A 22,051-nucleotide genomic window follows, 5' to 3' on the forward strand; every position below is an offset into this window, starting at 1 on the left:
TATTCGTTGTCGAATTTTGTTACCCTGTAAATGGAAATCCCCAAAACTGCTAACCTGACTCCCATCATATCATCGCGCCAGTAAGGAGGAGAGAGATGAAAAAAACGACGATTGTCTTTTCGATTTCGATTGTGATTGCCATTGCGTTTATTATTTGGGGGATGATTCCGGAATCTTTATGGCCGCGCTACAATTTAAATGCGGTCAGCAGCGCGGTACACACGTTTCTAATCGATAAATTCGGCTGGTTTTATTTGCTCAGCGCTTCGTTGTTTTTAGCGTTTTGTTTGTTTCTCATTTTTTCCCGCTACGGAAATATCCGTCTTGGCCGCGACGGAGAAAAACCGGAATACAGCTATATGACATGGTTTGCCATGCTGTTCAGCGCCGGAATGGGAATCGGGTTAGTGTTTTGGGGAGTGGCCGAACCGATGTCCCACTATTACACGCCGCCAACAGGGGAAGGGGCGACAGCGGAAGCGGCCCGTCTGGCGATGCGCTACTCGTTTTTCCATTGGGGGCTGCATCCATGGGCGATCTACGGTGTCCTGGCCTTGGCGCTCGCTTACTTCCAGTTTCGCAAACGGGAGGCCGGTGTTGTTAGCCGCACGCTGCGCCCGCTGTTTGGCGCACGCACAGAAGGCGGCCTCGGGGTAGCCATTGATACATTAGCCGTCTACGCAACCGTGTTTGGCGTCGCCACTTCGTTAGGGCTGGGAGCCATTCAAATTAGCGGGGGATTGCATCAGCTGTTTCCCCGTATTTCAAACAGCTTTTCGACGCAGCTGCTCATCATTGTCGTAGTCACTGTCTTGTTTATGCTCTCAGCGCAAACCGGCCTTAACAAAGGCATAAAATGGCTGAGCAACTTAAATATTGCGCTCGCGTTGCTGCTCATGGTTTTCATGCTGTTTGCCGGGCCGACGAATTTTATCATGGATGTGTTCACAGCAACGATCGGGACGTACTTGCAAAACCTCCCGTCGATGAGTTTCCGGCTGAACCCGTTTGAACAAAATGATTGGCCGAAAGTGTGGACCATTTTTTATTGGGCGTGGTGGATCGCGTGGGCGCCGTTTGTCGGGACGTTCATCGCCCGCATTTCCCGCGGGCGCACGATCCGTGAATTTATGATCGGCGTTTTGGCAGTTCCAACGATTTTCAGTGCTCTCTGGTTTTCTGTTTTTGGCGGTTCGGCCCTTTATCTCGAACAGTTCCGACATGCCGGCATTGGCGAAGTGATGAATGAAAAAGGGATAGAAACAGCCTTGTTCTTTACATTCGAACATTTCCCGCTCGCTACATTGCTTTCGGGAATCGCCATTTTGCTCATTTGCACGTTTTTTGTCACATCGGCCGACTCGGCGACGTTTGTGCTTGGGATGCAGACGACCAACGGCAGCTTAAACCCGCCAAACTCGGTCAAATTCGTCTGGGGCATTGTCCAATCAGCGACAGCGGCCATCCTTCTGTTCGTCGGCGGACTTGAATCGCTGCAGACAGCATCTATTATCGCCGCGTTCCCATTTGCGATCATCATGATTTTGATCGTTCTGGCCCTTATCCGCTCCTTCCAGCAAGAAACAGCGCGAAAAGCGCAAAAACCTGTCGAATAATGACTAAAGGTGTCCCGCTTTTAAGGACACCTTTTCTTATTTATATACCTAATGATTGTCAAACGCTATCATTCACACCGCCCTCCTGATGGGCAGCTACGGCAAAGGTCATGCATCGAAAGCACAAGAAAAAGGCTGCCCGCCAAAACCACAAAGCGCTTTATGCGAGCAGCCTTCCGCCGCATTCGGTTATGTGTTTAGGCGACAGGCAAAACGCCCATCCCCCATTCCGTTAGTTAAGCACCCGAACCGCTTTTACAAACCGCGTTTTCCAATACGAGGAAGTGAGCGATGAATACGTAACGCCTAACGAAACAGTCGCATTGATCATTTGCCCGTTGCCGGCATAAATGCCGACGTGGTTGATCGTGCCGTTCGAATCGGTGTCAAAAAAGACGAGATCGCCTTTTTGCAATTGGTTAAACGACACCGTTCTTCCGGCTTGCGCTTGGGCCGATGATGTGCGCGGCAGCGAAATGCCCGCCTCGCTAAAGACGCGCATCGTAAACGAAGAGCAGTCAAACACATCGGTGCGCGATGGGCTCGCCCCGTACAAATATCTCGCCCCTAAATATTTTTCACCGATTTCGATGATTCGGTCGGCAAGTGAAGCGGACGATTCAGCCGCAACCGGCTTGACGGCCGATACGCTTTGCTCGGCGCGGACAGCGGTTGCTCCGCCCGCCACTTTAATGGCTTGGCCGATGCGAATCACGTTCGGGTTCGTAATTTGCGGGTTAAGCGCCAACAGACGGTCGACGGTCGTTTGAAACTTGTTGGCAATCCCCGACAATGTGTCCCCTTTTTGGACGATGTACTGGCCGTTCACAGCCGCGGCCGCCGGCTGCACAGTATATGTATTTGTGCTTGCCTGTCCGCCCGTTACTTGGAGCGCTTGTCCGGCGCGGATAAAGTTCGGATCGGCAATGCTTGGATTCAGCTTGAGCAACGCGTCTACCGTTGTGCCAAACTTCCGGGCAATTCCGCTTAACGTGTCGCCGGGCTGAACGGTGTATGTATTGGAAACGGCTTGTTCGCTCTCGCTTTGTTCATCGATTTGCAATACTTGACCTGGAAAAATGAGATCAGAAGATAAATGGTTTTGTTGTTTTAATCGATCAACGGTCGTATCATATTTCTTCGCAATTCCCGAGAGCGTATCGCCTTTTTGCACCGTATAGCTCGCGGCTGAAGCGGCATGGCCGGCTAATAACGATCCGATCAATGTTCCGGTAAATAGAAGTGTTTTTTTCATGCTGCATCCCCCTATGACATCAATTTGACATTCCTCTATTTCTTTAGGTAAATTTCGCTATCACTCTACAAAATTCGCCATGTATTCCTGCACATGAGCCATTATAGTAAAATAAAAACAAGACGTCTGTAACAAGAAGAATAAAAGTAGATTACAAAATGATTACAAAAAAAGCTCCCTTGTCACAAAGGGAGCGTCATTTACATTACCCGTTTAAATAACTTTTCAATTTCATAGGTTGAAAAATGCACGATGATGGGCCGGCCGTGCGGGCAAGTGAACGGGTCGGTTGTCTTCCGCAACGCTTCGAGCAAAACGAAGATTTCATCGTTGCGCAAATGTTGGTTCGCTTTAATGGCGCGCTTGCAGCTCATCATGATGGCGGCTTGCTCGCGCAGCTGCTTGATATCGACCGTTTTGGCCGCCAGTACGTGTTCAATCATTTCCTCGATGATTTCTTTTTCTTTCCCTTTCGGAAACCACACAGGATGGGAGCGAACGAGAAACGCCCGTAGGCCGAACGGTTCAAGAAATACGCCGCAGCGGGCGAGTTCGTCGCGGCAGGCGGCGATTCGCTCGTATTCATCGGCCGGGTATTCAAACGTCAGCGGAACGAGCAGCTCTTGCACCTCATTGGTCACTTCACCAAGTTTTTCCCGGAAATATTCGTAGTTGACCCGTTCTTGCGCCGCATGCTGATCGATCATATAGAGCCCGTGTTCATTCTCAGCCAAAATATACGTGCCGTGCAGCTGACCGATTGGATAAAGCGGCGGGAGGCGGTCGGCCGCCGGTTTCCCGTCGGCCCGTCCGGTATCCGGCAGGTGCGCCGCCGGTTTTTCCCCGGCCTCGGCAGCCGGCTTCGGCTCGGCCATAAACGCGTCATCAGCACCCGCCTTTTTTTCTGAAATTATCGGCGCCGCCGCTTCTTCCCATCGGGCAGGCGCATCGGCTTGGGCGGCGGCGGGAGGCGGGCCAAGCGTTTCTTTGCCGGCTAAAGGCGCTGCTGCGGTCACATCGCTCGTTTCCCCCGCTTTTCCGTCGAGCGGGGCGGCTGGTTCATGAACGCGGTGGGCCAATGTCCAGGCCGCTTGCTCCGCCTTCGCTTTGGCCGTTTTGCTGTCGGCAGATACGGATGGAATGAGCGTCCGTCGGCGGAACGCTTGGCGGATTGCAGCGGTGACGAGCTCGTTTAACTCGGCTTCTTTGCTGAAGCGGACCTCGAGTTTCGCTGGATGGACGTTCACATCCACGAGCACCGGATCCATGTCAATCGCGAGAAATACAATCGGATAGCGGCCGATCGGCAACAACGTATGGTAGCCGGCCTCAATCGCCTTCATCAGCGGCATGTTGCGCACGTAGCGCCCGTTGACAATGAGCGATATATAATTGCGCGAAGCGCGCGTCACTTCCGGCAAGGAAACATAGCCGCGAACAGTAAAATCGAGCGACTCCGCCTCAAGCGGTATCATTTGCTTCGCCGTTTCCATGCCGTAAATGGCGGCGAGCACATGCCGGACATCACCGCTTCCGTTTGTCGCAAGCAACGTTTTGCCGTGATGGCGAAGCCGGAACGACACGTCCGGATGAGCAAGCGCTAACCGGTTGACGACATCGGCCGCATGACCGAGCTCAGTATGGATCGTTTTCATATATTTCAGCCTTGCCGGGGTGTTGAAAAATAAGTTGGACACCGTGATGTCCGTTCCTTTGCGCCCGGCTGCCCGTTCGCAAGATATGAGCGCACCGCCTTGTAACACAAGCTTCGTCCCCGGGCCGCGTCCAGTGCTGGTCACCAGCTCCACTTCGGACACCGAGGCAATGCTCGGCAGCGCCTCACCGCGAAAGCCAAGCGTGCGAATGCGGAACAAATCGTGTTCGTCTTGAATTTTGCTTGTCGCATGCCGTTCAAAAGCGAGAAGACAGTCATCCTCTTCCATTCCGTCACCGTTGTCAATAATGCGGATTTTCGTCATCCCGGCTTCCTCGAGTTCAATGTCAATCACCGTGCTATGGGCGTCGATGGCGTTCTCGACGAGCTCTTTCACCACCGAAGCCGGCCGTTCGACCACTTCGCCAGCGGCGATTTTGTTCGCTAGCTGATCGTCGAGCTTGCGAATGCGTCCCATCGCCCCACCTCCGTTATTTAAGCAGTTTTTGCAGTTCATACAGCTTGTTTAACGCCTCAAGCGGCGTCATCTCAAGCAAATTGACTTCCTTAAGCGCCGCGAGCGCCTTTTTCTCTTTGCCGGACAAGTGCGGCTCGGCAGGCGCCGGGACGAAGTCGGGAAACATGCTCAACTGTTCAAAGGCCGCTTCGTTTACTGCGTCTGCTCTATCTCCCGCTTCCTGCCTAGCGCTTCGCTCGTCAGCGCGGCCGGCGGCCGATTTCGCATTTGATTCCAACCCGCGCGGCGGCCGGAGCGCTTCTTTTGTGGCCGCACCATTCTCCGGCCCGGTTTCAAGCCCGTGCGCAAGGGCGCTGTTTCCAGCCGCTTGCTCGAGCTTGGCTAAAATATCGCGGGCTCGTTCGATGAGCGGAGCAGGCAGCCCGGCCAATTCGGCGACATGGATGCCGTAGCTGCGGTCAGCTGGTCCGTCGGCGATTTGGTGCAAAAAGACGACCTTGCCGTTTTCTTCGACGGCGCGGGCATGGACGTTGCACAGCCGCTCGAGCGAGCCTTCTAACGCGGTCAGCTCATGGTAGTGCGTGCTGAACAACGTTTTCGCGCCGATATAGTCGTGAATGTATTCGATCATCGCTTGCGCGAGTGCCATGCCGTCATACGTCGATGTGCCGCGCCCGATTTCATCGAACAAAATGAGGCTGTTTTGCGTCGCGTAGGCGATGGCGCGGCGCGCCTCGAGCATTTCGACCATAAACGTGCTTTGACCGGCCGACAAATCGTCAGCAGCGCCGATGCGGGTAAACACTTGATCGAAAATCGGCAGCACCGCTTGCTCCGCCGGGACGAAGCAACCGATTTGCGCCATGATGGCGGTGAGCGCCACTTGCCGCATGTACGTGCTTTTCCCGGCCATGTTCGGCCCGGTGATCAGCAGCATTTCCCGCTTGCGGTTCATATAGCAGTCGTTCGGCACGTATGTTTGCGCGCCGAGCACTTTTTCGACAACCGGGTGGCGGCCGCCTTGAATGGCCAAGACGCGATCGGCGGAAAATTGCGGGCGCACGTAGCGCCGCTCATCGCTCACCGTCGCCAGCGACTGAAGCACATCAAGCTCAGCGACCGCCTTAGCCAGCTTTTGCAGGCGCGGAATATATCCTTTCACCTGCTCGCGAATGGCGACAAACAGCTCATATTCGAGCTCTACACTTTTTTCTTCCGCTTCTAAAATGAGCGCCTCTTTTTCTTTCAACTCAGCGGTAATAAAACGCTCGGCGTTGGCGAGCGTCTGCTTCCGCTCATAGCGTCCTTCCGGAATGAGCGGAAGGTTCGGCTTCGTCACTTCAATATAATAGCCGAATACGCGGTTGTAACCGACTTTGAGCGATTTAATGCCGGTCGCTTCCCGCTCTTTCGCCTCCAGTTCGGCGATCCACGCTTTGCCGTTGCGGCTTGCGTCGCGATAGCGGTCAAGCTGCTCATCATACCCGTCTTTAATGATGTTTCCTTCCTTCACGGAAAGCGGCGGCTGTTCTTGAATGGCGCACTCAAGCAAAGCGACAAGCTCTTCGCACGGGTCCAGGCGCCCAGCCAGCTCGTCCGCTTCGGCAAGCGGCAGGCTGTCCACCGTCTGGCGAAGCGCTGGCACTTGAACGAGCGATTTTTTCAGCTGCACGAGATCGCGGGCGTTGGCGTTGCCGTAGGCGATGCGGCCGACGAGCCGCTCGATGTCATAGACGCCGCGCAGCTTGTCGCGCAGTTCGTGCCGTTCAAAATAGGACGTTTTCAATGTTTCTACGAAATCGAGGCGCCGTTCAATGGCACGCTGGTCAATGAGCGGCCGGTCAAGCCATTGCTTCAAGAGCCGGCCTCCCATGGCTGTCACCGTCTCATCGAGCAGCCATAGAAGCGATCCTTTCCTCCCTTTTGACCGCACCGTTTCCACTAACTCTAAGTGCAGCTTCGAATGCCGGTCCATTTTCATATACTGATCGACCTGGTACAGCTCAGCCGGCTGCAAATGGTCAAGCTGCCGTTTTTGCGTGCGGACGAAGTAATGGAGCAGGCGGGCGACCGTCGCCCGCAGCTTTTCTTGCGTCACATGGCCGGCGACGACGCTCCATTCGTCCCGCAGCGATGTTTCGTCTTCGTACGAGACGGCCGCTCCGTACCGTTCTTTCAGCTCGCGCACCCACTCCTCGGCACTGTCAGAGCCGATGACGATTTCCCGCGCCCCGATGGCGTGCAGCTCGTTTATCGTCTCCTCCCATGAAGAAAGGAGCGTCAACCGGACTTCGCCGGTCGATAAATCCGCGTAAGCCAATCCGTATGTACCGTCAGCAAACGGCGTCAGCGTCGCTAAATAATGGTTTTCTTTCTCGATGAGCCCTTTGCCTTCCATGAGCGTGCCCGGAGTAACTAGCTGAACGACTTCGCGGCGCACGACGCCTTTTGCTGTTTTCGGATCTTCCACTTGTTCGCAAATAGCGACTTTGTAGCCTTTTTCCACGAGTTGTTCAATATAGCCTTGCGCCGAATGGTACGGCACCCCGCACATCGGCACCCGCTCATCGCCGCCTCCGTCGCGGCTTGTCAATGTAATTTCTAACTCTTGCGCCGCCTTTATAGCGTCATCAAAAAACATTTCATAAAAGTCACCGAGCCGAAAAAACAAAAACGCGTCCGGATATTGCGCTTTAATATGCAAATATTGCTGGATCATCGGTGTATACGATGGCATTATTTCTCCCCAACCTTTTCGGCCAACAGACCGTTGATTGCGCTACTATTATAACAAGCGGCAAAAGAAAAAACTAGGAAAGAAATTTCCTAGTTTTACTCTTCTTCGCCGAGCAACAGGTCCGGGCTTAAATCTTCCAATTCTTCGTCAAGGTCGTCGTCATCGCAAAAATCGTCGTCTTTGCCGCACCCTTCTGGGTTGATGGCGACACACACTTTCGTTTCGCCGATCACTTCGGCGACAAACTCCCGCTCGACATCGACGACGATTTTGTTGCCGTTCGGCGAAATGGTGCATTCAAGGCAGTTTGGCTGCTGGATGACGCGGACGATAATATCGGTATCGTCGCTAATTAAATTGTCTTTATCGCGATATTTTAACTTGACCACATCGGTGTACGAGACCGTTTCCGTGACGACTTCCGTTTTCGTATTGTTGTTGTATGAATACCAGACGTTAATGTCGTAGTGGCCGTGAATTTCCACCGTTTTATCGCATTTTTTCGCTTCATAGCGGTGATTGATGATCCAGCAGCCGAGAATGCTTGACGGGCGGTTCGGCGCCGTCACCGTATGGGTCGATTGCGTGAACTTGCGGCCTTTGCCGACAACGGCTTTTGTAATAATTTCTCTGTATTCAGACATCGAACGGAACCCTCCTCAAATGAATCTTCATTTCATCCTATGCGTGATCTCCGCTAATGTGCACAGCAAATGAATCATTATTCCGTATAGTTCATTGTATGCATGTGTTCCGTTCAATGTGCCTGCTTTTTCACCACCGAACAGCCGCGCTGATCAGACGAGGGTCAGACGCCTGCCGATCGGAAAAAGACTCGTTGCCTAGCGCATCGCTGCAAGAGGCTTTTTCGAAAACGTTCCGCGCCGCCTGCACGCACAAAAAAGCCCCTAAACCGTCCTTGCAGGCCCGCTGCCCATGACAAATGAAAAAAGCGCCCGAAAGGACGCTTTTTTGTTCGTTAATGGCAGCCGCCATGCTTGTTGTAGCGAAGCGCGGCGCCCGTTTCACCGCGCAGCACATCGCCGCCGGTCGATGCAAGAATTTCATCAGTCACCGTATTGGAAATCGTCGAGGCGATGAGCTGAAGCAAATCGTTCACATCGGCTTGCGATTGCTGAAATTCGCTGACGATCGGAATTTGCTCCAGTTGCTCATAAATGGCGTCGATTTTCGCCTCGACGCGCTTCAGCGCTTCATGTTTGCCGTAGTGCTGGAGGTTGACCGCTTGTTTTTGCAGCGACTTTAACTCATTGATTAACGTGCGCACTTTTTCGTTTTGGTGGATTTTTTCTTCCGCCCGTTTGAAAAAGTCGACTTCTTCCGTTTCAGCGATCATTTTCGCCAGCTGCTTCGCCTTCGCCAAAATCTCGTCCCGCGTATATTTTGCCATCTTAGTTCACCTCGATCGCTTCATTCACTAATTCGCCCGTCAACGTCCACGTTTTCGCCTGCGTAATGCGCACGTTGACCAACTGGCCGACGAGCGATTTCGGGCCGACGAAGTGGACAAGCTTGTTTTTGCGCGTATATCCCGCTAGCACATCTGGATTCGTTTTGCTTTCGCCTTCAACGAGCACTTCGACGACTTGACCCTCGTATTGTTTCATTTTCTTCGCCGCAATCTCCTGAACGAGGGCGTTCAGGCGCTGAAGCCGCTCTTTTTTCACTTCCATCGGCACGTTGTCATTCATTTTCGCCGCCGGGGTGCCTTCACGCGGCGAGTAAATGAACGTATACGCCGAATCAAACTGGACTTCACGGTAAAGCGACAACGTTTCTTCAAACTGCTCGTCCGTTTCGTTCGGAAAGCCGACGATAATGTCGGTCGTCAACGCGACATCCGGAATGGCCGCTTTAATTTTGCGGACGAGTTCCAAATACTCCTCGCGTGTATATTTCCGCCCCATCATTTTCAAAATTTCCGTGCTGCCCGATTGCACCGGCAAATGAATATGTTCGACTAAATTGCCGCGCTTGGCAAGCACTTCGATGAGCCGGTCGTCAAAGTCGCGCGGATGGCTTGTCGTAAAGCGGATGCGCGCGATATCAATTTTGCGCAGCTCGTCCATCAAATCGCCAAGGCCGTATTGAATATCGTTGAAGTCTTTCCCGTAGGCGTTGACGTTTTGCCCGAGCAGCGTAATTTCTTTGTAGCCTTGGGCCGCGAGCTGGCGCACTTCTTGGATGATGTCTTCCGGACGGCGGCTTCGCTCCTTGCCGCGCGTGTACGGAACGATGCAGTACGTGCAAAACTTGTCGCAGCCGTACATAATGTTGACCCATGCTTTAATGTCGCCTTTGCGCACCTTCGGTAAGTTTTCGACGACATCGCCTTCTTTCGACCATACTTCGACGACCATTTCCTTCGACATGTACGCCTCATGCAAAATGTACGGCAGGCGATGGATGTTGTGCGTGCCGAAAATCATGTCGACATACTGGTATTGTTTTAAGATTTTATTGACAACCGCTTCTTCTTGCGACATACAGCCGCATACGCCAAGCAGCAAATCCGGGTTCGTCGTTTTGAGCGGCTTTAAGTAGCCGAGTTCGCCGAACACTTTGTTTTCCGCATTTTCGCGGATCGCACACGTGTTGAGCAAAATGACGTTCGCCTCTTCCGGACGGTCGGTCGGCTCATAGCCGAGCGCCATGAAAATGCCGGCCATCACTTCCGTGTCATGCTCGTTCATCTGGCAGCCGTACGTGCGGATGTAAAACTTCCGCCCGCGCCCCATGCCCCGGAACTCATCCGGAATCGTAAAGTCTTTCACATACTGCACTTCTTCCTTGCCGCGTTTTTTCGCCTCTTTTAAGTTGGGCGGAAGAAAGACGCTCGTGAAATATTTCTCATAGTCTTTCGTCGTTTTTGCTTTCAGCCGATCCAAGTCGGATTTTCTGTCCGCTGGATGGCTGGCTGTTTGAATTTGTCCGGTTTGTTCCAAACGTTGCTTTTCGTTCATAACAATCTCCTTTCCTCGTCAAATGTTTGAACGCACACAGCCAGGCGGCTTTCATTTTCGCGGCCGCCCATGTTGTCTCGGCAAATTTCTTCCATCACACACACTACCATAGTATATCGCGGGTGACAATGAAACACAATGGTTTTTGTTCCGGATGTCCGGAACATGTTATAATAGCAAAAAAACACCCGATGAGGCAAGTCCCCATCGGGCGTGAATCATTTCCATTTTTACATAAACTCCGCGACCAGTTCAGCAAATTTTTCTTTGCTTAGTTTCAAATCCGCTTCAGAAAGCGGCGTCTCGCTGTAACCGGGGACAAGCTCTTGGTACGACTTTTGCTCTTGATTTTGGTAGATGAGCCCGGTGACAAGCCCGTTATATTTCATCACCGTTTGCATCGCCATCTCCCGGTTGGATGGATCGTACCCTTCGATGTCGTCCACTTTCACCAAATGCTCTTTAAACCATTCGTACGTGTTCACTTTATTGTATGTGACGCACGGGCTAAAGACGTTGATGAGCGAAAAGCCTTTATGTTTGACGCCTTCTTCAATTAAGCTTGTCAACTCTTTTAAGTCGCTCGAGAAGCTTTGCGCGACAAACGTCGCTCCGGCGCTCAAAGCGATTTCAAGCGGCGACAACGCCGGCTCGATCGATCCTTGCGGCGTGCTTTTTGTTTTAAATCCGGCGGCGCTGCGCGGCGATGTTTGCCCTTTCGTCAGCCCGTAAATTTGGTTGTCCATGACGATGTACGTAATGTCGATGTTGCGGCGAATGGCGTGAACCGTGTGCCCCATGCCGATTGCAAATCCGTCGCCGTCGCCGCCGGCGGCGATGACCGTCAAGTCGCGGTTCGCCATTTTCACTCCTTGGGCAAGCGGCAAAGCGCGTCCGTGCGTGCCGTGAAACCCGTAAGAGTGAATGTAGCCGGAAATGCGACCCGAACAGCCGATCCCGGAAATGACAGCCAGCTGGTGCGGTTCCAACCCGAGGTTGGCGGCTGCGCGCTGGATGGCGGCTTGAACAGAAAAGTCGCCGCAGCCCGGGCACCAGTTTGGCTTCACATCATTGCGGAAATCTTTAAAGGTGGCCATTGTGCTAACAACTCCTTACATTTGGTATAAACGTCGCCTGGCAAGAATGGATTGCCGTCAAATTTCAAGACGCTTGCGATTTTATCGGCATGCCCGACGTTCATTTTCAACAAGCTCGCCAATTGCCCGGTCGCATTTTGCTCGATGACGACGACCCGTTTCGCTTTTTCAACAAGCGGCCGCATGTCGTCCACCGGGAACGGATGAAGCAGGCGGATGTGCGCGTGGTTGACTTTGACGCCGTCCTGCTCGAGGCGCTCAAGCGCTTCCTCGATCGCTCCGCGCGTTGATAAAAAGCCGACAAGCAGCAAATCCGGCTCTTCGTGGCGGATGTGCTTATGCACCGGCGTTGGGAAATGGATGTGCTCGAGCTTGCGCAGCCGCTTCTCCATTTGCGCCTGGCGGTTTGCCGCTGTTTCAGACGGACGCCCTGTTTCCGCGTGCTCGACCCCGGTGACATGGTGGATGCCGTGTTTCGTCCCTGGCAGCACCCGCGGTGAGATGCCGTCCGGCGTCACCTCATACCGTTTAAAATTGTCTTTGCCGGCAAGCGGCGGCAACTCCCCGTTCACAAGCTTGCCGCGGCGAATTTCAACACGGTCGTAGTCGAGCGGTTCGACCGTCTGTTTGCCAAGCGACAGCTGCAAATCCGACAGGAAAATGACCGGACATTGGTATTCCTCGGCTAAGTTCAACGCCTCCGCCATGTCGTAAAACGCTTCCTCGACGGTGCTCGGCGCCATAACGATTTTCGGAATTTCCCCGTGCGTGCCGTAAATCATCGCAAGCAAGTCCGATTGTTCTTGCTTCGTCGGCAAGCCGGTGCTCGGGCCGCCCCGCTGCGTATCGACGACAACGAGCGGCGTTTCCGTCATTCCAGCTAGGCCGATCGCTTCAGCCATGAGCGACAGCCCCGGTCCGGCAGAGGCCGTAAACGCCCGGGCGCCGGCGTAGTTGGCGCCGATCGCCATCGTGCAAGCAGCGATTTCGTCCTCCGTTTGAATGACCGCACCCCCGAAGTCAGGCAATTTTTTGATCAAATATTCCATGATTTCAGAAGCCGGGGTAATCGGATACGCGGCCATAAAGCGCGCCCCGCCGGCAAGAGCCCCTAACGCGATGGCATCGTTGCCGATCATAAACATCCGCTGTTTGCCGTCGGCTTTTGCGAGTTTCATAGGCTCAGCGCGGCCGTCAAGCTGCTTTTCCATATATTGCGCCCCGGTGCGGATCGCTTCCATGTTTTTCTCGACGACTTGTGCCCCTTTGCGGGCGAACGTGTCGGCGACAACGCTTTCGAACACGCCGGCATCTAAGCCAAGCACCGCGCTCGTCGCACCGATGGCAACCATGTTTTTCATCAGCGAGTTGCCAAGCTCCGTCGCGATATCGGTGAACGGAACAGCGTAAAGCGACACCCCTTCCCGTTCGGGAATTACCGGGTTGAATTTGGCGTCCGCAATGACGATGCCGCCGCTGCGGAGCTCGTGAAAGTTGAAATCGATCGTCTCTTGATCGAACGCGACCAAGATATCCAAATCATCCGCGACCGCCCGCACCGGTTTCGTGCTGACGCGGATTTTATTGTTCGTATGCCCCCCCTTAATGCGGGAAGAAAAATGGCGGTACCCGTATAAATAGTACCCGAGGCGGTTCAGCGCCGCGGAGAAAATTTCCCCTGTGCTTTCAATCCCTTCCCCTTGCTGGCCGCCTACTTTCCATGACAGCTGTTCGATCATGTTTTACACCCCTTTATGTTCACTACAGCCTCTCGATATCATTGTATCACTTTTCTGACAAAGAGACTACATTTTTGGACGCCTTTCGCCTGATAATTGTATTTTGTTAACGCTGTCATCGTTCCGCCTTTTATTCTAGGCTTAATAGAACTATATATTCAATGATATTTATCACTCCGGCAAATGCTCATAAAAATTGCGGAACAAAAAGCGCTCCACTTGACTGCTGGAGTAGTGCTTGTACAATTCATTGACAAGCCGAAGGTAGTCCTTCACGGCTTCAAGGCCAGCCACCGTCTCCGTAATGCCGTCAAAGTCAGAGCCAAACCCGACGTTGTTTTCCCCTCCGAGCGCGCATACGTAATCAAGATGGCGGAGCACATCCGCGACCGTCGCTCCCCGTTTGTCACCTGTCAAAAAATATGGCACAAAATTAATGCCAATCATTCCGTCTTTTTTGATCAGCGCCTGAATTTGCTCGTCCGTCAAATTGCGCGGATGCGGACAGAGGCGATGGGCATTTGAATGGGAAGCGATCGGAAAACGAGCCGTCTCCATCACATCCCAAAACGCTTTTTCCGATAAATGCGACACGTCCACCCATCGTTTCGTTTCATTGAGCAGCCCGATGACTTGCCGGCCGAACGCAGTCAACCCGGCGCCACGCTTTTCCCACGCCCCGTCGGCGACGGCGTTCGGAAAGTTCCACGTCAAGCCGACAGAAGCGACACCGAGGCGAAGGAGCGTCTTTAACTTGACAAGGTTGGCGCCAATCGCATCGCATCCTTCAAGCGTCAACATCGCGCCGATCTCCCCTTCTCTAAGGGAGGCAATGTCTTGTTTCGTCCGCACCGCCTTCACAGACGGAAACATGTCGACAATGCGGGTGAAAAACAGATCCACCATCTCAAGGGCCGCAGTGAACCGGGCCTCTTCCGGCACCGTTTCCGGCACGTAAATGGCAAAGCATTGCACTTTCACCCCAGCATCCGCCATTCCCGAAAGCGTAACATGAAGCGATGGCCCGTCCTGAAACGACAATGACCGGTCTTGCCATAGTTTCATCAGCGCGTCACAATGAGCATCAAAAATCATTCGCGTTCCCCCTTAAAAAGCAAAAATAACCTGCCTGCCTTCGAAATGGAAGGCGCCAACAGGTTATATTTTACCATTTACCGGTCATCCAGTTAACGAGGTTCGACGATTAATTTAATCGCTGTTCGCTCTTCTCCATCAATCATAATATCCGTGAATGCCGGAATGCAAATTAAGTCCATGCCGCTTGGTGCCACAAATCCTCGTGCGATCGCTACTGCCTTAACGGCTTGGTTCAATGCACCTGCGCCGATCGCCTGAATTTCCGCCGCGCCGCGCTCGCGCAGCACCCCGGCAAGTGCACCAGCTACAGAGTTCGGATTCGATTTTGCTGAAACTTTTAATATTTCCATTTCTAGCTCCTCCCTCGTTTCCTTGGAAAATGAATTTCGATAAAAAGTCTTCATTGTAACTATATTCACTGCTTCGACAACTATTCCTGCACAGGGGGAGCATGTTTTTAAAAATTTATAAAAAATAAACTATTCAAAATATGGATGGTCATCGTTAATCATTAAGCGCTCAATGCGAAGCGCCCGCCCACTTTTGGCGTCAACATCGACCAGCACAGCGTTCAGCTGGCTTCTTCCTTCCTTGATGCCAAAGCGAACCGGCAGCCCGGTTAAAAACTTGCGCAATACCGCCTCGCGGTCGACCCCTAAAATGCCGTCATACGGGCCGGTCATCCCCACATCGGTAATGTACGCCGTCCCTTTCGGCAAAATGCGGTGGTCGGCCGTCTGGACGTGCGTATGCGTGCCGATGACTGCGGACACGCGGCCGTCCAAATACCAGCCCATCGCCTGTTTTTCGCTCGTCGCCTCGGCGTGAAAATCGACGATGATGACCGGCGTGCGCGCGGCGGCAGCGGCAATCAATTCATCTGCGGTTTGGAACGGGCAGTCAATCGCCGGCAAAAACGCCCGCCCCTGCAAGTTGATGACCGCCGCCTCGCCATGCTCGGTCGGCACGTAGACGATGCCTTTCCCCGGCGTGCCGGGCGGATAGTTCGCCGGGCGGATCAACGCTTTGGCCTGATCGATAAATTCAAAAATATCGCGCTTATCCCAAGCGTGATTGCCGAGTGTGACAGCGTGGACGCCTTGCGCAAGCAGTGAACGGTAAATCGCCTCGGTGATTCCTTTCCCTCCAGCGGCGTTTTCCCCGTTAATGATGACGACATCCGGCCGGTGCTTTTCCTTTAATTTCGGCAAATAATGCTCGACCATTTTTTGCCCCGGCGCACCGACGACATCGCCGATAAATAAAATTCTCATCATCAATCCCTTTCTAACTTGAACGTATCGCCACGGCAAAGACCATCGAGCGATCGGTATACTCTCTTATTTTACGGGCAAAAAAATAAAGTGGCAATAGGCTGCCACTTTATTTCGCGTATTCGACCGCACGCGTTTCGCGGATGACGGTCACTTTAATATGGCCTGGATAATCGAGCTCTTCTTCGATCCGTTTGCGGATATCGCGCGCTAACCGATGCGCTTCCAAATCGTCGATCAGATCCGGTTTAACCATGATGCGCACTTCGCGTCCAGCTTGAATGGCGTACGATTTTTCCACACCTTCGTACGATTCGGCGATTTCTTCGAGCTTCTCTAAGCGGCGGATGTAGTTTTCCAGCGTTTCGCTGCGCGCCCCCGGCCGTGCCGCCGACAAGGCGTCCGCCGCCGCGACGAGCACGGCGATGACCGACGTCGGCTCAGTGTCGCCATGATGGGAGGCGATGCTGTTAATGACGACCGGGTGTTCTTTATACTTCGTCGCCAGCTCGACGCCGATTTCCACATGGCTTCCTTCCACTTCATGATCGATCGCCTTGCCGATGTCATGAAGCAAGCCAGCCCGGCGCGCCAGCATTTCGTCTTCTCCGAGCTCGGCCGCCATCAGCCCGGCTAAAAACGCCACTTCCACGGAATGTTTTAAGACGTTTTGCCCGTAGCTCGTCCGGAACTTGAGCCGCCCTAAAATTTTGATTAAATCCGGATGCAAGCCGTGGACGCCGACTTCAAACGTCGTCTGCTCGCCGACTTCGCGGATGTGTTCATCCACTTCACGGCGCGCCTTTTCAACCATTTCTTCAATGCGCGCTGGGTGGATGCGACCGTCCTGCACGAGCTTATCTAGCGCAATGCGCGCCGTTTCGCGGCGAATCGGGTCAAATCCGGACAAAATGACCGCCTCCGGCGTATCGTCGATAATTAAATCGATGCCGGTCAGCGTCTCAAGCGTGCGAATGTTCCGTCCTTCGCGTCCGATGATTCGCCCTTTCATTTCATCGTTTGGCAGATTGACGACAGAAACGGTCGTTTCGGCGACATGATCGGCGGCGCAACGCTGGATGGCGAGCGACAAAATCGCCTTCGCCCGCTTGTCTGCCTCCTCTTTCGCCCGCGTTTCCGCCTCTTTGACCATCATCGCAATCTCATGCGACAGCTCCTTTTCGACGCGTTCTAAAATGAGCTGGCGCGCATCGTCGCGCGTCAATCCGGAAATGCGTTCCAGTTCGGTTTGTTGCTGTTTGACGAGCGTTTCCACTTTGCTTTCCATTTGTTCAATATGCTGTTGTCTTTCGTTTAACGCTTCTTCTTTCGCTTCGAGCAGCGCCTCGCGTTTATTGAGCGCTTCATCTTTGCGGTCGAGGTTTTCCTCCTTTTGCATCAAGCGGTTTTCTTGTTTTTGGAGCTCGCTTCTCCGGTCGCGGATGTCGCGCTCCGCCTCCGTGCGCAGTTTATGAATCTCGTCTTTCGCCTCGAGAAGCGCCTCTTTTTTCAAGGCGTCCGCCGCGCGTTTCGCCTCTTCAATCAGCTGCTCGGCAGCTGCTTTCGCCCCGCCGATTTTCGCTTCGGCAATCGATTTGCGAATAAAAAAGCCAACAACGGCACCAATGACTAAGGCAAGCAAAGCGGAGATGATGATCGAACCCATCGTTTCACCTCCTCTTGCTGTACAGTTTTCTTTCGCTCTTTCTTCGCGCCACTGTTGTCCCCAACTGTCCGGCGCACGTGGACATTCCCGTTTTCAACGCATTGGCTCGGTCGTTTTGCCTGGCGTTCCCCATGCGGCCTTCGCCGCACGAAAGCGGTTCGCCTTCTCAGGCGGGCCTGTGGCCCTGCCGTGTATATGGACAAATATACATGTTCATTGTAAAGGCGGCAACATGAATTGTCAAGATATTACACAGGCGCGCCCGAACCGCCGCCTGTGCCGCTAAGGTGTATGGCCGGACATCGTCCCGCCTGCCCCGGGCGGAACGCAGCGAATCAGTCTCCCTTCGCTCAACGGTTCCCGATCACGGCGAAGAGCAACATGCTTCTCGACGCAAATATAGCCGCATTTGTCGTGACATCCACCGTCTTTTAAGAAAAAGGCGCCCCAGCAGTAGCTAGGACGCCTTCGTACGGTTACTCGTCAAGCAGCCCGAACTCGTCTTGCTGCGGTTCGCCGCCCGCCTCGCCGGCATCGATGCCGTAATGTTTGCGGATGGCGCGGGCGATCTCGTCGGCGATGTGAGGGTTTTCTTTCAAAAACTGCTTCGCGTTTTCCCGTCCTTGGCCGAGCCGTTCGTCTTTGTACGAATACCACGAACCGCTCTTTTGCACGATGTCAAGCTCGGACGCCATATCGATAATTTCCCCTTCGCGGGAAATGCCTTCGCCGTACATAATGTCGACGTCGGCCGTTTTAAACGGCGGAGCGACTTTGTTTTTGACGACTTTGATTTTCGTTTTGTTGCCCACCATGTCATTGCCTTGTTTAATTTGCTCGGCGCGGCGCACCTCTAAGCGGACGGAAGCGTAAAACTTAAGCGCCCGTCCCCCCGGCGTCGTTTCCGGATTGCCAAACATAACCCCAACTTTTTCGCGAATTTGGTTGATGAAGATGGCGATCGTTTTCGATTTGTTAATGGCGCCGGACAGCTTGCGGAGCGCCTGCGACATGAGGCGGGCTTGCAAGCCGACGTGGGCGTCGCCCATCTCCCCTTCAATTTCTGCTTTCGGCACGAGCGCCGCCACTGAGTCGATGACGATAATATCGACCGCACCGCTTCGTACGAGCGCTTCGGCAATTTCGAGCGCCTGCTCGCCCGTGTCGGGTTGGGAAAGCAGCAATTCATCGATGTTGACCCCTAATTTTTGTGCATAAACCGGGTCAAGCGATAGCGATAGGTAATAGTCACCCTCGGCGTTACCCGGAGGGGCTATTTTCCCCCGCTTCACACCGTGCGTGCGAGTTTCCCCGCACACGGCGTTCCATCGAGTACCTCGGTTACTAATCACGCCCAAGACTTCACCCGTGTATATATTTCCTGAATTTCTCTAATTTCTTGATAGCACTAGCTTTTAGGTGTCTAGTGTCTGTTTGATCAATTTCTTTCTTATGGATTAGTGTATGGCATTTGTCGCAGACCGATGCAAGGTTACTTATTTTATTTATTTCATTTAGCGGAAGTTTGTTGTTTATGTGGTGTGTTCTAGTGTTGAAAGGTTGTAGTATGTCACCACATATTTTACATTTCCCTTTATCCCTGTTGAAGGCGTAACATCGGTTCATAAAGAACTCGAAGTTGTATAGCTGACTGGATTTGACTCCTTGTATTAGGTTAAGGTATCCACTATCCAGGAGCCATTGTGTTCTAACTGTGAGTGGTTTCTTACCTGTGTTTTGGAGACGTATTCTTCTTCCTTCCGCTGTATAAGGTGTTTCCTCTTGGTTCTTTTGACTTGCTTTAATCCAAGTTGCGAATCCGATGCTCATTATGCCGAGCCATTTACCGTTTAGTTTAACCGCGGGTACTTGTTCGGTTCTGTCTGGGTATAGCGGTGCTAGGTTATAGCACTGATTGGCAGGTATCCATTGTGCTCCGTATTTCTTGATCGATTTGTAGGACGTATATTTGAGATTTTCTCTAAATTTTCTTACGTCCTTATTAATGCCAGGAGCGCTTGAGTAGTAATTGATGATGCCTCTAATTTTACTATTTATTAGATTGATGTCAGTTGCGAGCCACTCCTGGTCAGAGGAGTATTTTAATTTTCGAAGGTCCTTTTTAATTTGTTCGACCTTCTTCTTAATTTTGTCTGTGTCTGCACTCGCGTATCCGATGTATTTTCCATCTTTACCATGAGGTAACATTTTGATTTTGAAACCCAGGAATTTCATAGGTTTCTTTTTGATGTTGGTTATGAGGGTTTTATCATCGGATAGTTCGAGTTTCAGGTTTTCCTTTAAATATTTCTTAATTCGGTATTTCCATTTCTCCGCATTTTCCCTGCTGTCAGTAAATAGTACCCAATCGTCTGCGTATCTTACATAAAACTCGGGTCTGGTTATGGTTGAGTAGTTCCTGAGTGAGTTGAATTTTGCCGTGCGAATGGTGGTTCCATTTCGCATCCTCTTTTCTTCCCACTCTCTGGTTATCCATTGATCGAGTTTATGAAGATACACATTTGCCAGTAGAGGGGAGATTATTCCACCTTGTGGTGTGCCCATTTCGTTTACTTTGGTTTCTTTCATAACTCCTGCTTTAAGCATTGCTTTGATAATCATAAGCATACGTCTGTCTCGTATACCCATATGCCAAAGTTGCTTAATCAGGATGGTGTGATCCACATTATCAAAGAAACCTTTGATATCCCCCTCTATTACCCAGTTGTACCCTATGCGGTTACATATGAATACGCATCTTTCGATTGCGTGTTTTGTGTCTCTGTAGGGTCTGAACCCATATGAGTGTTGAAAGAATTGTGCCTCTAGAATTGGCTCGATTGTCATCCTCACACATTCTTGGATTATTCGGTCTGCAATTGTTGGAATGCCTAGGGGTCTCTTTTCCTTTTTCCCGGGTTTTGGGATGAATACCCTTCTGATTGGTTTAGGTTTGTATTTTTTGAAGCTTCTTTTGACGAAGTTTATTACCGCGTTGTAATTCTGTGTTAGTATGTCGTTGATGGTTTGTCCGTCTGTACCTGCTGTTTTACTTCCTCGATTAGCTTTGATCTTATGAATCGCAGATACGATGACGACATCACTACTCGCGATTTCAGTTAACCCCTTAAATCTTGGAATATCCCCTTTTTCTAAGCATTCCTTCGTGATTGCATACATTCTGTCCTGTAGGTCGCGGAACTCTTGTTCCGTCCTCGGGCTGATTAGTTCTTGAAACGTGTTTGTGATAATATCAAATCCTTTCTTTCAGGATTTGCATTATACACGTTGTTAGTCAGTTTCGCTCACCGAAACCCTTACGGATTTCCTCACGGCTTCCTAATCGACGTCTGGGGTTGGTAACCTAAAAGGTACTCGACTATGCCCCTTCGCTCAGCAGGCATTACCCTGCTTCATCACTACTACGGGCTGCTGCCCCATCCCTTCAGCAGTCATTTCCTACTGCTTAGTGACATCGGGGTGCGCACCCCTTATCATCCACTGGGATGGTTCACCTGTACCGCATCACCTATCCTTACATACTCCCTTAGGCTCCGCCTCTGACCCGTCAGCCGCCTTTTTGTCCGTGGTTGGAGGACTCAAGGCAAAGATCCTCTACGGGATCGATCCAGATCGAGCAAACACGAATACTCGATCCAGGGCTGAACCTCTTTTAGGAGGTGAACACCTTCTTTATTCGGTGTTCCACGCCTTACGAGCCGTACTTCCGGCGGTTCGTTCCAACGCTTCTGCGTTCTCTAGCCATAGGAGTTTTATGGACCCCCGGCTACTTCGCTAACCACTTCACAGGTCCGCTTTTCGCCGTCCTCTCCGAGTTTCGCACAGTAATGTTGCGCACCATTACCGCACGTCGGGGTATTAGGGCAGGAATGCCAACCTTCATTCCTGTCTTGGACTCTCACCAAGCTCTCGGTGATGCAGTTAGGACTGACTGTGTTTCAGTCCCGCTAACTTTTCGTATGGTGTTTCCACCATACTTGGGTTAGCAACAGGTCACACCATGCTCAGCATCGATGAAAGCTGCCTGTCCGCCCCGTTTTTGCACTTCAGCGATCGCATGAAGGGCAACGGTCGTTTTCCCGGACGATTCCGGACCGTAAATCTCGACGATTCGCCCGCGCGGATAACCGCCGACGCCCAACGCGATGTCGAGCGCCAGCGAGCCGCTCGGAACGGTCGAGATTTGCCGCTCCGCCTGCTCGCCGAGCTTCATAATAGCCCCCTTGCCAAACTGTCGTTCAATTTGTTTTAATGCCTGCTCTAAGGCGGCTTGACGATCTTGGTTCACTAACCTACTCCTCCTTATTCTAAAGCTACTTATACTATACCGCGTTTTGCGGCCATTGCCAAGCAAAAAAACGAACGTTTATTCGTTTTTTTCAATGGAGAAACTAGCAACGATTACCATGCTTATGCGGTGGAAGACAACAGT

14 protein-coding genes and 2 pseudogenes are annotated in these 22,051 nt (G+C 52.3%); 1 reads left to right on the plus strand and 15 read right to left on the minus strand.

The window, feature by feature from the left end; genetic code table 11:
* Nucleotides 1-95: 95 nt before the first annotated feature.
* A complete protein-coding gene (locus GS3922_RS09965; protein WP_063166219.1) occupies nucleotides 96-1,616 on the plus strand; it encodes a glycine betaine uptake BCCT transporter in 1,521 nt (506 codons plus the stop codon).
* Nucleotides 1,617-1,848: 232 nt separating this feature from the next.
* Here the strand turns inward: GS3922_RS09965 and GS3922_RS09970 are convergent, their stop codons facing one another.
* From GS3922_RS09970 to GS3922_RS10045, 15 genes and pseudogenes are all read right to left on the minus strand, one after another.
* Nucleotides 1,849-2,871, minus strand: coding sequence for a C40 family peptidase (locus GS3922_RS09970; RefSeq protein ID WP_063166220.1), 1,023 nt, complete (start codon nucleotides 2,869-2,871; stop codon nucleotides 1,849-1,851).
* A 200-nt stretch (nucleotides 2,872-3,071) separates the two neighbouring features.
* Nucleotides 3,072-5,003, minus strand: coding sequence for a DNA mismatch repair endonuclease MutL (mutL, locus tag GS3922_RS09975; protein WP_063166221.1), 1,932 nt, complete (start codon nucleotides 5,001-5,003; stop codon nucleotides 3,072-3,074).
* Nucleotides 5,004-5,016: 13 nt separating this feature from the next.
* Entirely contained in the window at nucleotides 5,017-7,740 is a 2,724-nt protein-coding gene (gene mutS, locus GS3922_RS09980) for a DNA mismatch repair protein MutS (protein ID WP_063166222.1), read from the minus strand.
* A 95-nt stretch (nucleotides 7,741-7,835) separates the two neighbouring features.
* Nucleotides 7,836-8,384: an outer spore coat protein CotE gene (locus tag GS3922_RS09985; protein ID WP_063166223.1), complete on the minus strand. Its 549-nt coding sequence runs from the start codon at nucleotides 8,382-8,384 to the stop codon at nucleotides 7,836-7,838.
* A 335-nt stretch (nucleotides 8,385-8,719) separates the two neighbouring features.
* Nucleotides 8,720-9,151 (minus strand): YlbF/YmcA family competence regulator, encoded by a 432-nt coding sequence (locus tag GS3922_RS09995; RefSeq protein WP_063166225.1) that lies wholly within the window; start codon nucleotides 9,149-9,151, stop codon nucleotides 8,720-8,722.
* A 1-nt stretch (nucleotide 9,152) separates the two neighbouring features.
* Nucleotides 9,153-10,724 carry a tRNA (N6-isopentenyl adenosine(37)-C2)-methylthiotransferase MiaB gene (gene miaB / locus GS3922_RS10000; RefSeq protein WP_063166226.1) on the minus strand — a complete coding sequence of 524 codons (1,572 nt, stop codon included), beginning with the start codon at nucleotides 10,722-10,724 and terminating at the stop codon, nucleotides 9,153-9,155.
* A 230-nt stretch (nucleotides 10,725-10,954) separates the two neighbouring features.
* Nucleotides 10,955-11,821, minus strand: a complete 867-nt coding sequence (locus GS3922_RS10005; RefSeq protein ID WP_063166227.1) for a 2-oxoacid:ferredoxin oxidoreductase subunit beta — start codon at nucleotides 11,819-11,821, stop codon at nucleotides 10,955-10,957.
* Nucleotides 11,788-13,560 carry a 2-oxoacid:acceptor oxidoreductase subunit alpha gene (locus GS3922_RS10010; protein ID WP_063166228.1) on the minus strand — a complete coding sequence of 591 codons (1,773 nt, stop codon included), beginning with the start codon at nucleotides 13,558-13,560 and terminating at the stop codon, nucleotides 11,788-11,790. Before GS3922_RS10010 ends, GS3922_RS10005 begins: the two co-directional genes overlap by 34 nt.
* 171 nt (nucleotides 13,561-13,731) lie before the next feature.
* Nucleotides 13,732-14,655, minus strand: coding sequence for a dipeptidase (locus GS3922_RS10015; protein WP_063166229.1), 924 nt, complete (start codon nucleotides 14,653-14,655; stop codon nucleotides 13,732-13,734).
* 92 nt (nucleotides 14,656-14,747) lie between these two features.
* Complete coding sequence (gene spoVS, locus GS3922_RS10020) at nucleotides 14,748-15,008, minus strand: stage V sporulation protein SpoVS (RefSeq protein WP_008878506.1); 261 nt, start codon at nucleotides 15,006-15,008, stop codon at nucleotides 14,748-14,750.
* Between the two features lie 129 nt (nucleotides 15,009-15,137).
* Nucleotides 15,138-15,932, minus strand: coding sequence for a TIGR00282 family metallophosphoesterase (locus tag GS3922_RS10025; protein WP_063166230.1), 795 nt, complete (start codon nucleotides 15,930-15,932; stop codon nucleotides 15,138-15,140).
* A gap of 109 nt (nucleotides 15,933-16,041) precedes the next feature.
* Complete coding sequence (rny, locus tag GS3922_RS10030) at nucleotides 16,042-17,598, minus strand: ribonuclease Y (protein ID WP_063166231.1); 1,557 nt, start codon at nucleotides 17,596-17,598, stop codon at nucleotides 16,042-16,044.
* A 476-nt stretch (nucleotides 17,599-18,074) separates the two neighbouring features.
* Nucleotides 18,075-18,830 (minus strand): annotated as a pseudogene (gene recA / locus GS3922_RS10035) (recombinase RecA); the annotation flags it as partial.
* Nucleotides 18,831-18,960: 130 nt separating this feature from the next.
* Nucleotides 18,961-20,778 carry a group II intron reverse transcriptase/maturase gene (gene ltrA, locus GS3922_RS10040; RefSeq protein ID WP_063166233.1) on the minus strand — a complete coding sequence of 606 codons (1,818 nt, stop codon included), beginning with the start codon at nucleotides 20,776-20,778 and terminating at the stop codon, nucleotides 18,961-18,963.
* Nucleotides 20,779-21,613: 835 nt separating this feature from the next.
* Nucleotides 21,614-21,907 (minus strand): annotated as a pseudogene (locus GS3922_RS10045) (recombinase RecA); the annotation flags it as partial.
* Nucleotides 21,908-22,051 lie beyond the last annotated feature (144 nt).

Origin of the sequence: Geobacillus subterraneus (genome assembly GCF_001618685.1) — a bacterium.
GTDB lineage: Bacteria > Bacillota > Bacilli > Bacillales > Anoxybacillaceae > Geobacillus > Geobacillus subterraneus.

What these genes read in the sequence shown, in the direction of transcription:
- ltrA (WP_063166233.1), bottom strand. Translation starts at nt 20,778, where the DNA reads ATGTATGCAATCACGAAGGAATGCTTAGAAAAAGGGGATATTCCAAGA.
- GS3922_RS10010 (WP_063166228.1), bottom strand. Translation starts at nt 13,560, where the DNA reads ATGATCGAACAGCTGTCATGGAAAGTAGGCGGCCAGCAAGGGGAAGGG.
- spoVS (WP_008878506.1), bottom strand. Translation starts at nt 15,008, where the DNA reads ATGGAAATATTAAAAGTTTCAGCAAAATCGAATCCGAACTCTGTAGCT.
- GS3922_RS09970 (WP_063166220.1), bottom strand. Translation starts at nt 2,871, where the DNA reads ATGAAAAAAACACTTCTATTTACCGGAACATTGATCGGATCGTTATTA.
- rny (WP_063166231.1), bottom strand. Translation starts at nt 17,598, where the DNA reads ATGGGTTCGATCATCATCTCCGCTTTGCTTGCCTTAGTCATTGGTGCC.
- miaB (WP_063166226.1), bottom strand. Translation starts at nt 10,724, where the DNA reads ATGAACGAAAAGCAACGTTTGGAACAAACCGGACAAATTCAAACAGCC.
- GS3922_RS10005 (WP_063166227.1), bottom strand. Translation starts at nt 11,821, where the DNA reads ATGGCCACCTTTAAAGATTTCCGCAATGATGTGAAGCCAAACTGGTGC.
- GS3922_RS09985 (WP_063166223.1), bottom strand. Translation starts at nt 8,384, where the DNA reads ATGTCTGAATACAGAGAAATTATTACAAAAGCCGTTGTCGGCAAAGGC.
- GS3922_RS09965 (WP_063166219.1), top strand. Translation starts at nt 96, where the DNA reads ATGAAAAAAACGACGATTGTCTTTTCGATTTCGATTGTGATTGCCATT.
- mutL (WP_063166221.1), bottom strand. Translation starts at nt 5,003, where the DNA reads ATGGGACGCATTCGCAAGCTCGACGATCAGCTAGCGAACAAAATCGCC.
- mutS (WP_063166222.1), bottom strand. Translation starts at nt 7,740, where the DNA reads ATGCCATCGTATACACCGATGATCCAGCAATATTTGCATATTAAAGCG.
- GS3922_RS10025 (WP_063166230.1), bottom strand. Translation starts at nt 15,932, where the DNA reads ATGAGAATTTTATTTATCGGCGATGTCGTCGGTGCGCCGGGGCAAAAA.
- GS3922_RS10015 (WP_063166229.1), bottom strand. Translation starts at nt 14,655, where the DNA reads ATGATTTTTGATGCTCATTGTGACGCGCTGATGAAACTATGGCAAGAC.
- GS3922_RS09995 (WP_063166225.1), bottom strand. Translation starts at nt 9,151, where the DNA reads ATGGCAAAATATACGCGGGACGAGATTTTGGCGAAGGCGAAGCAGCTG.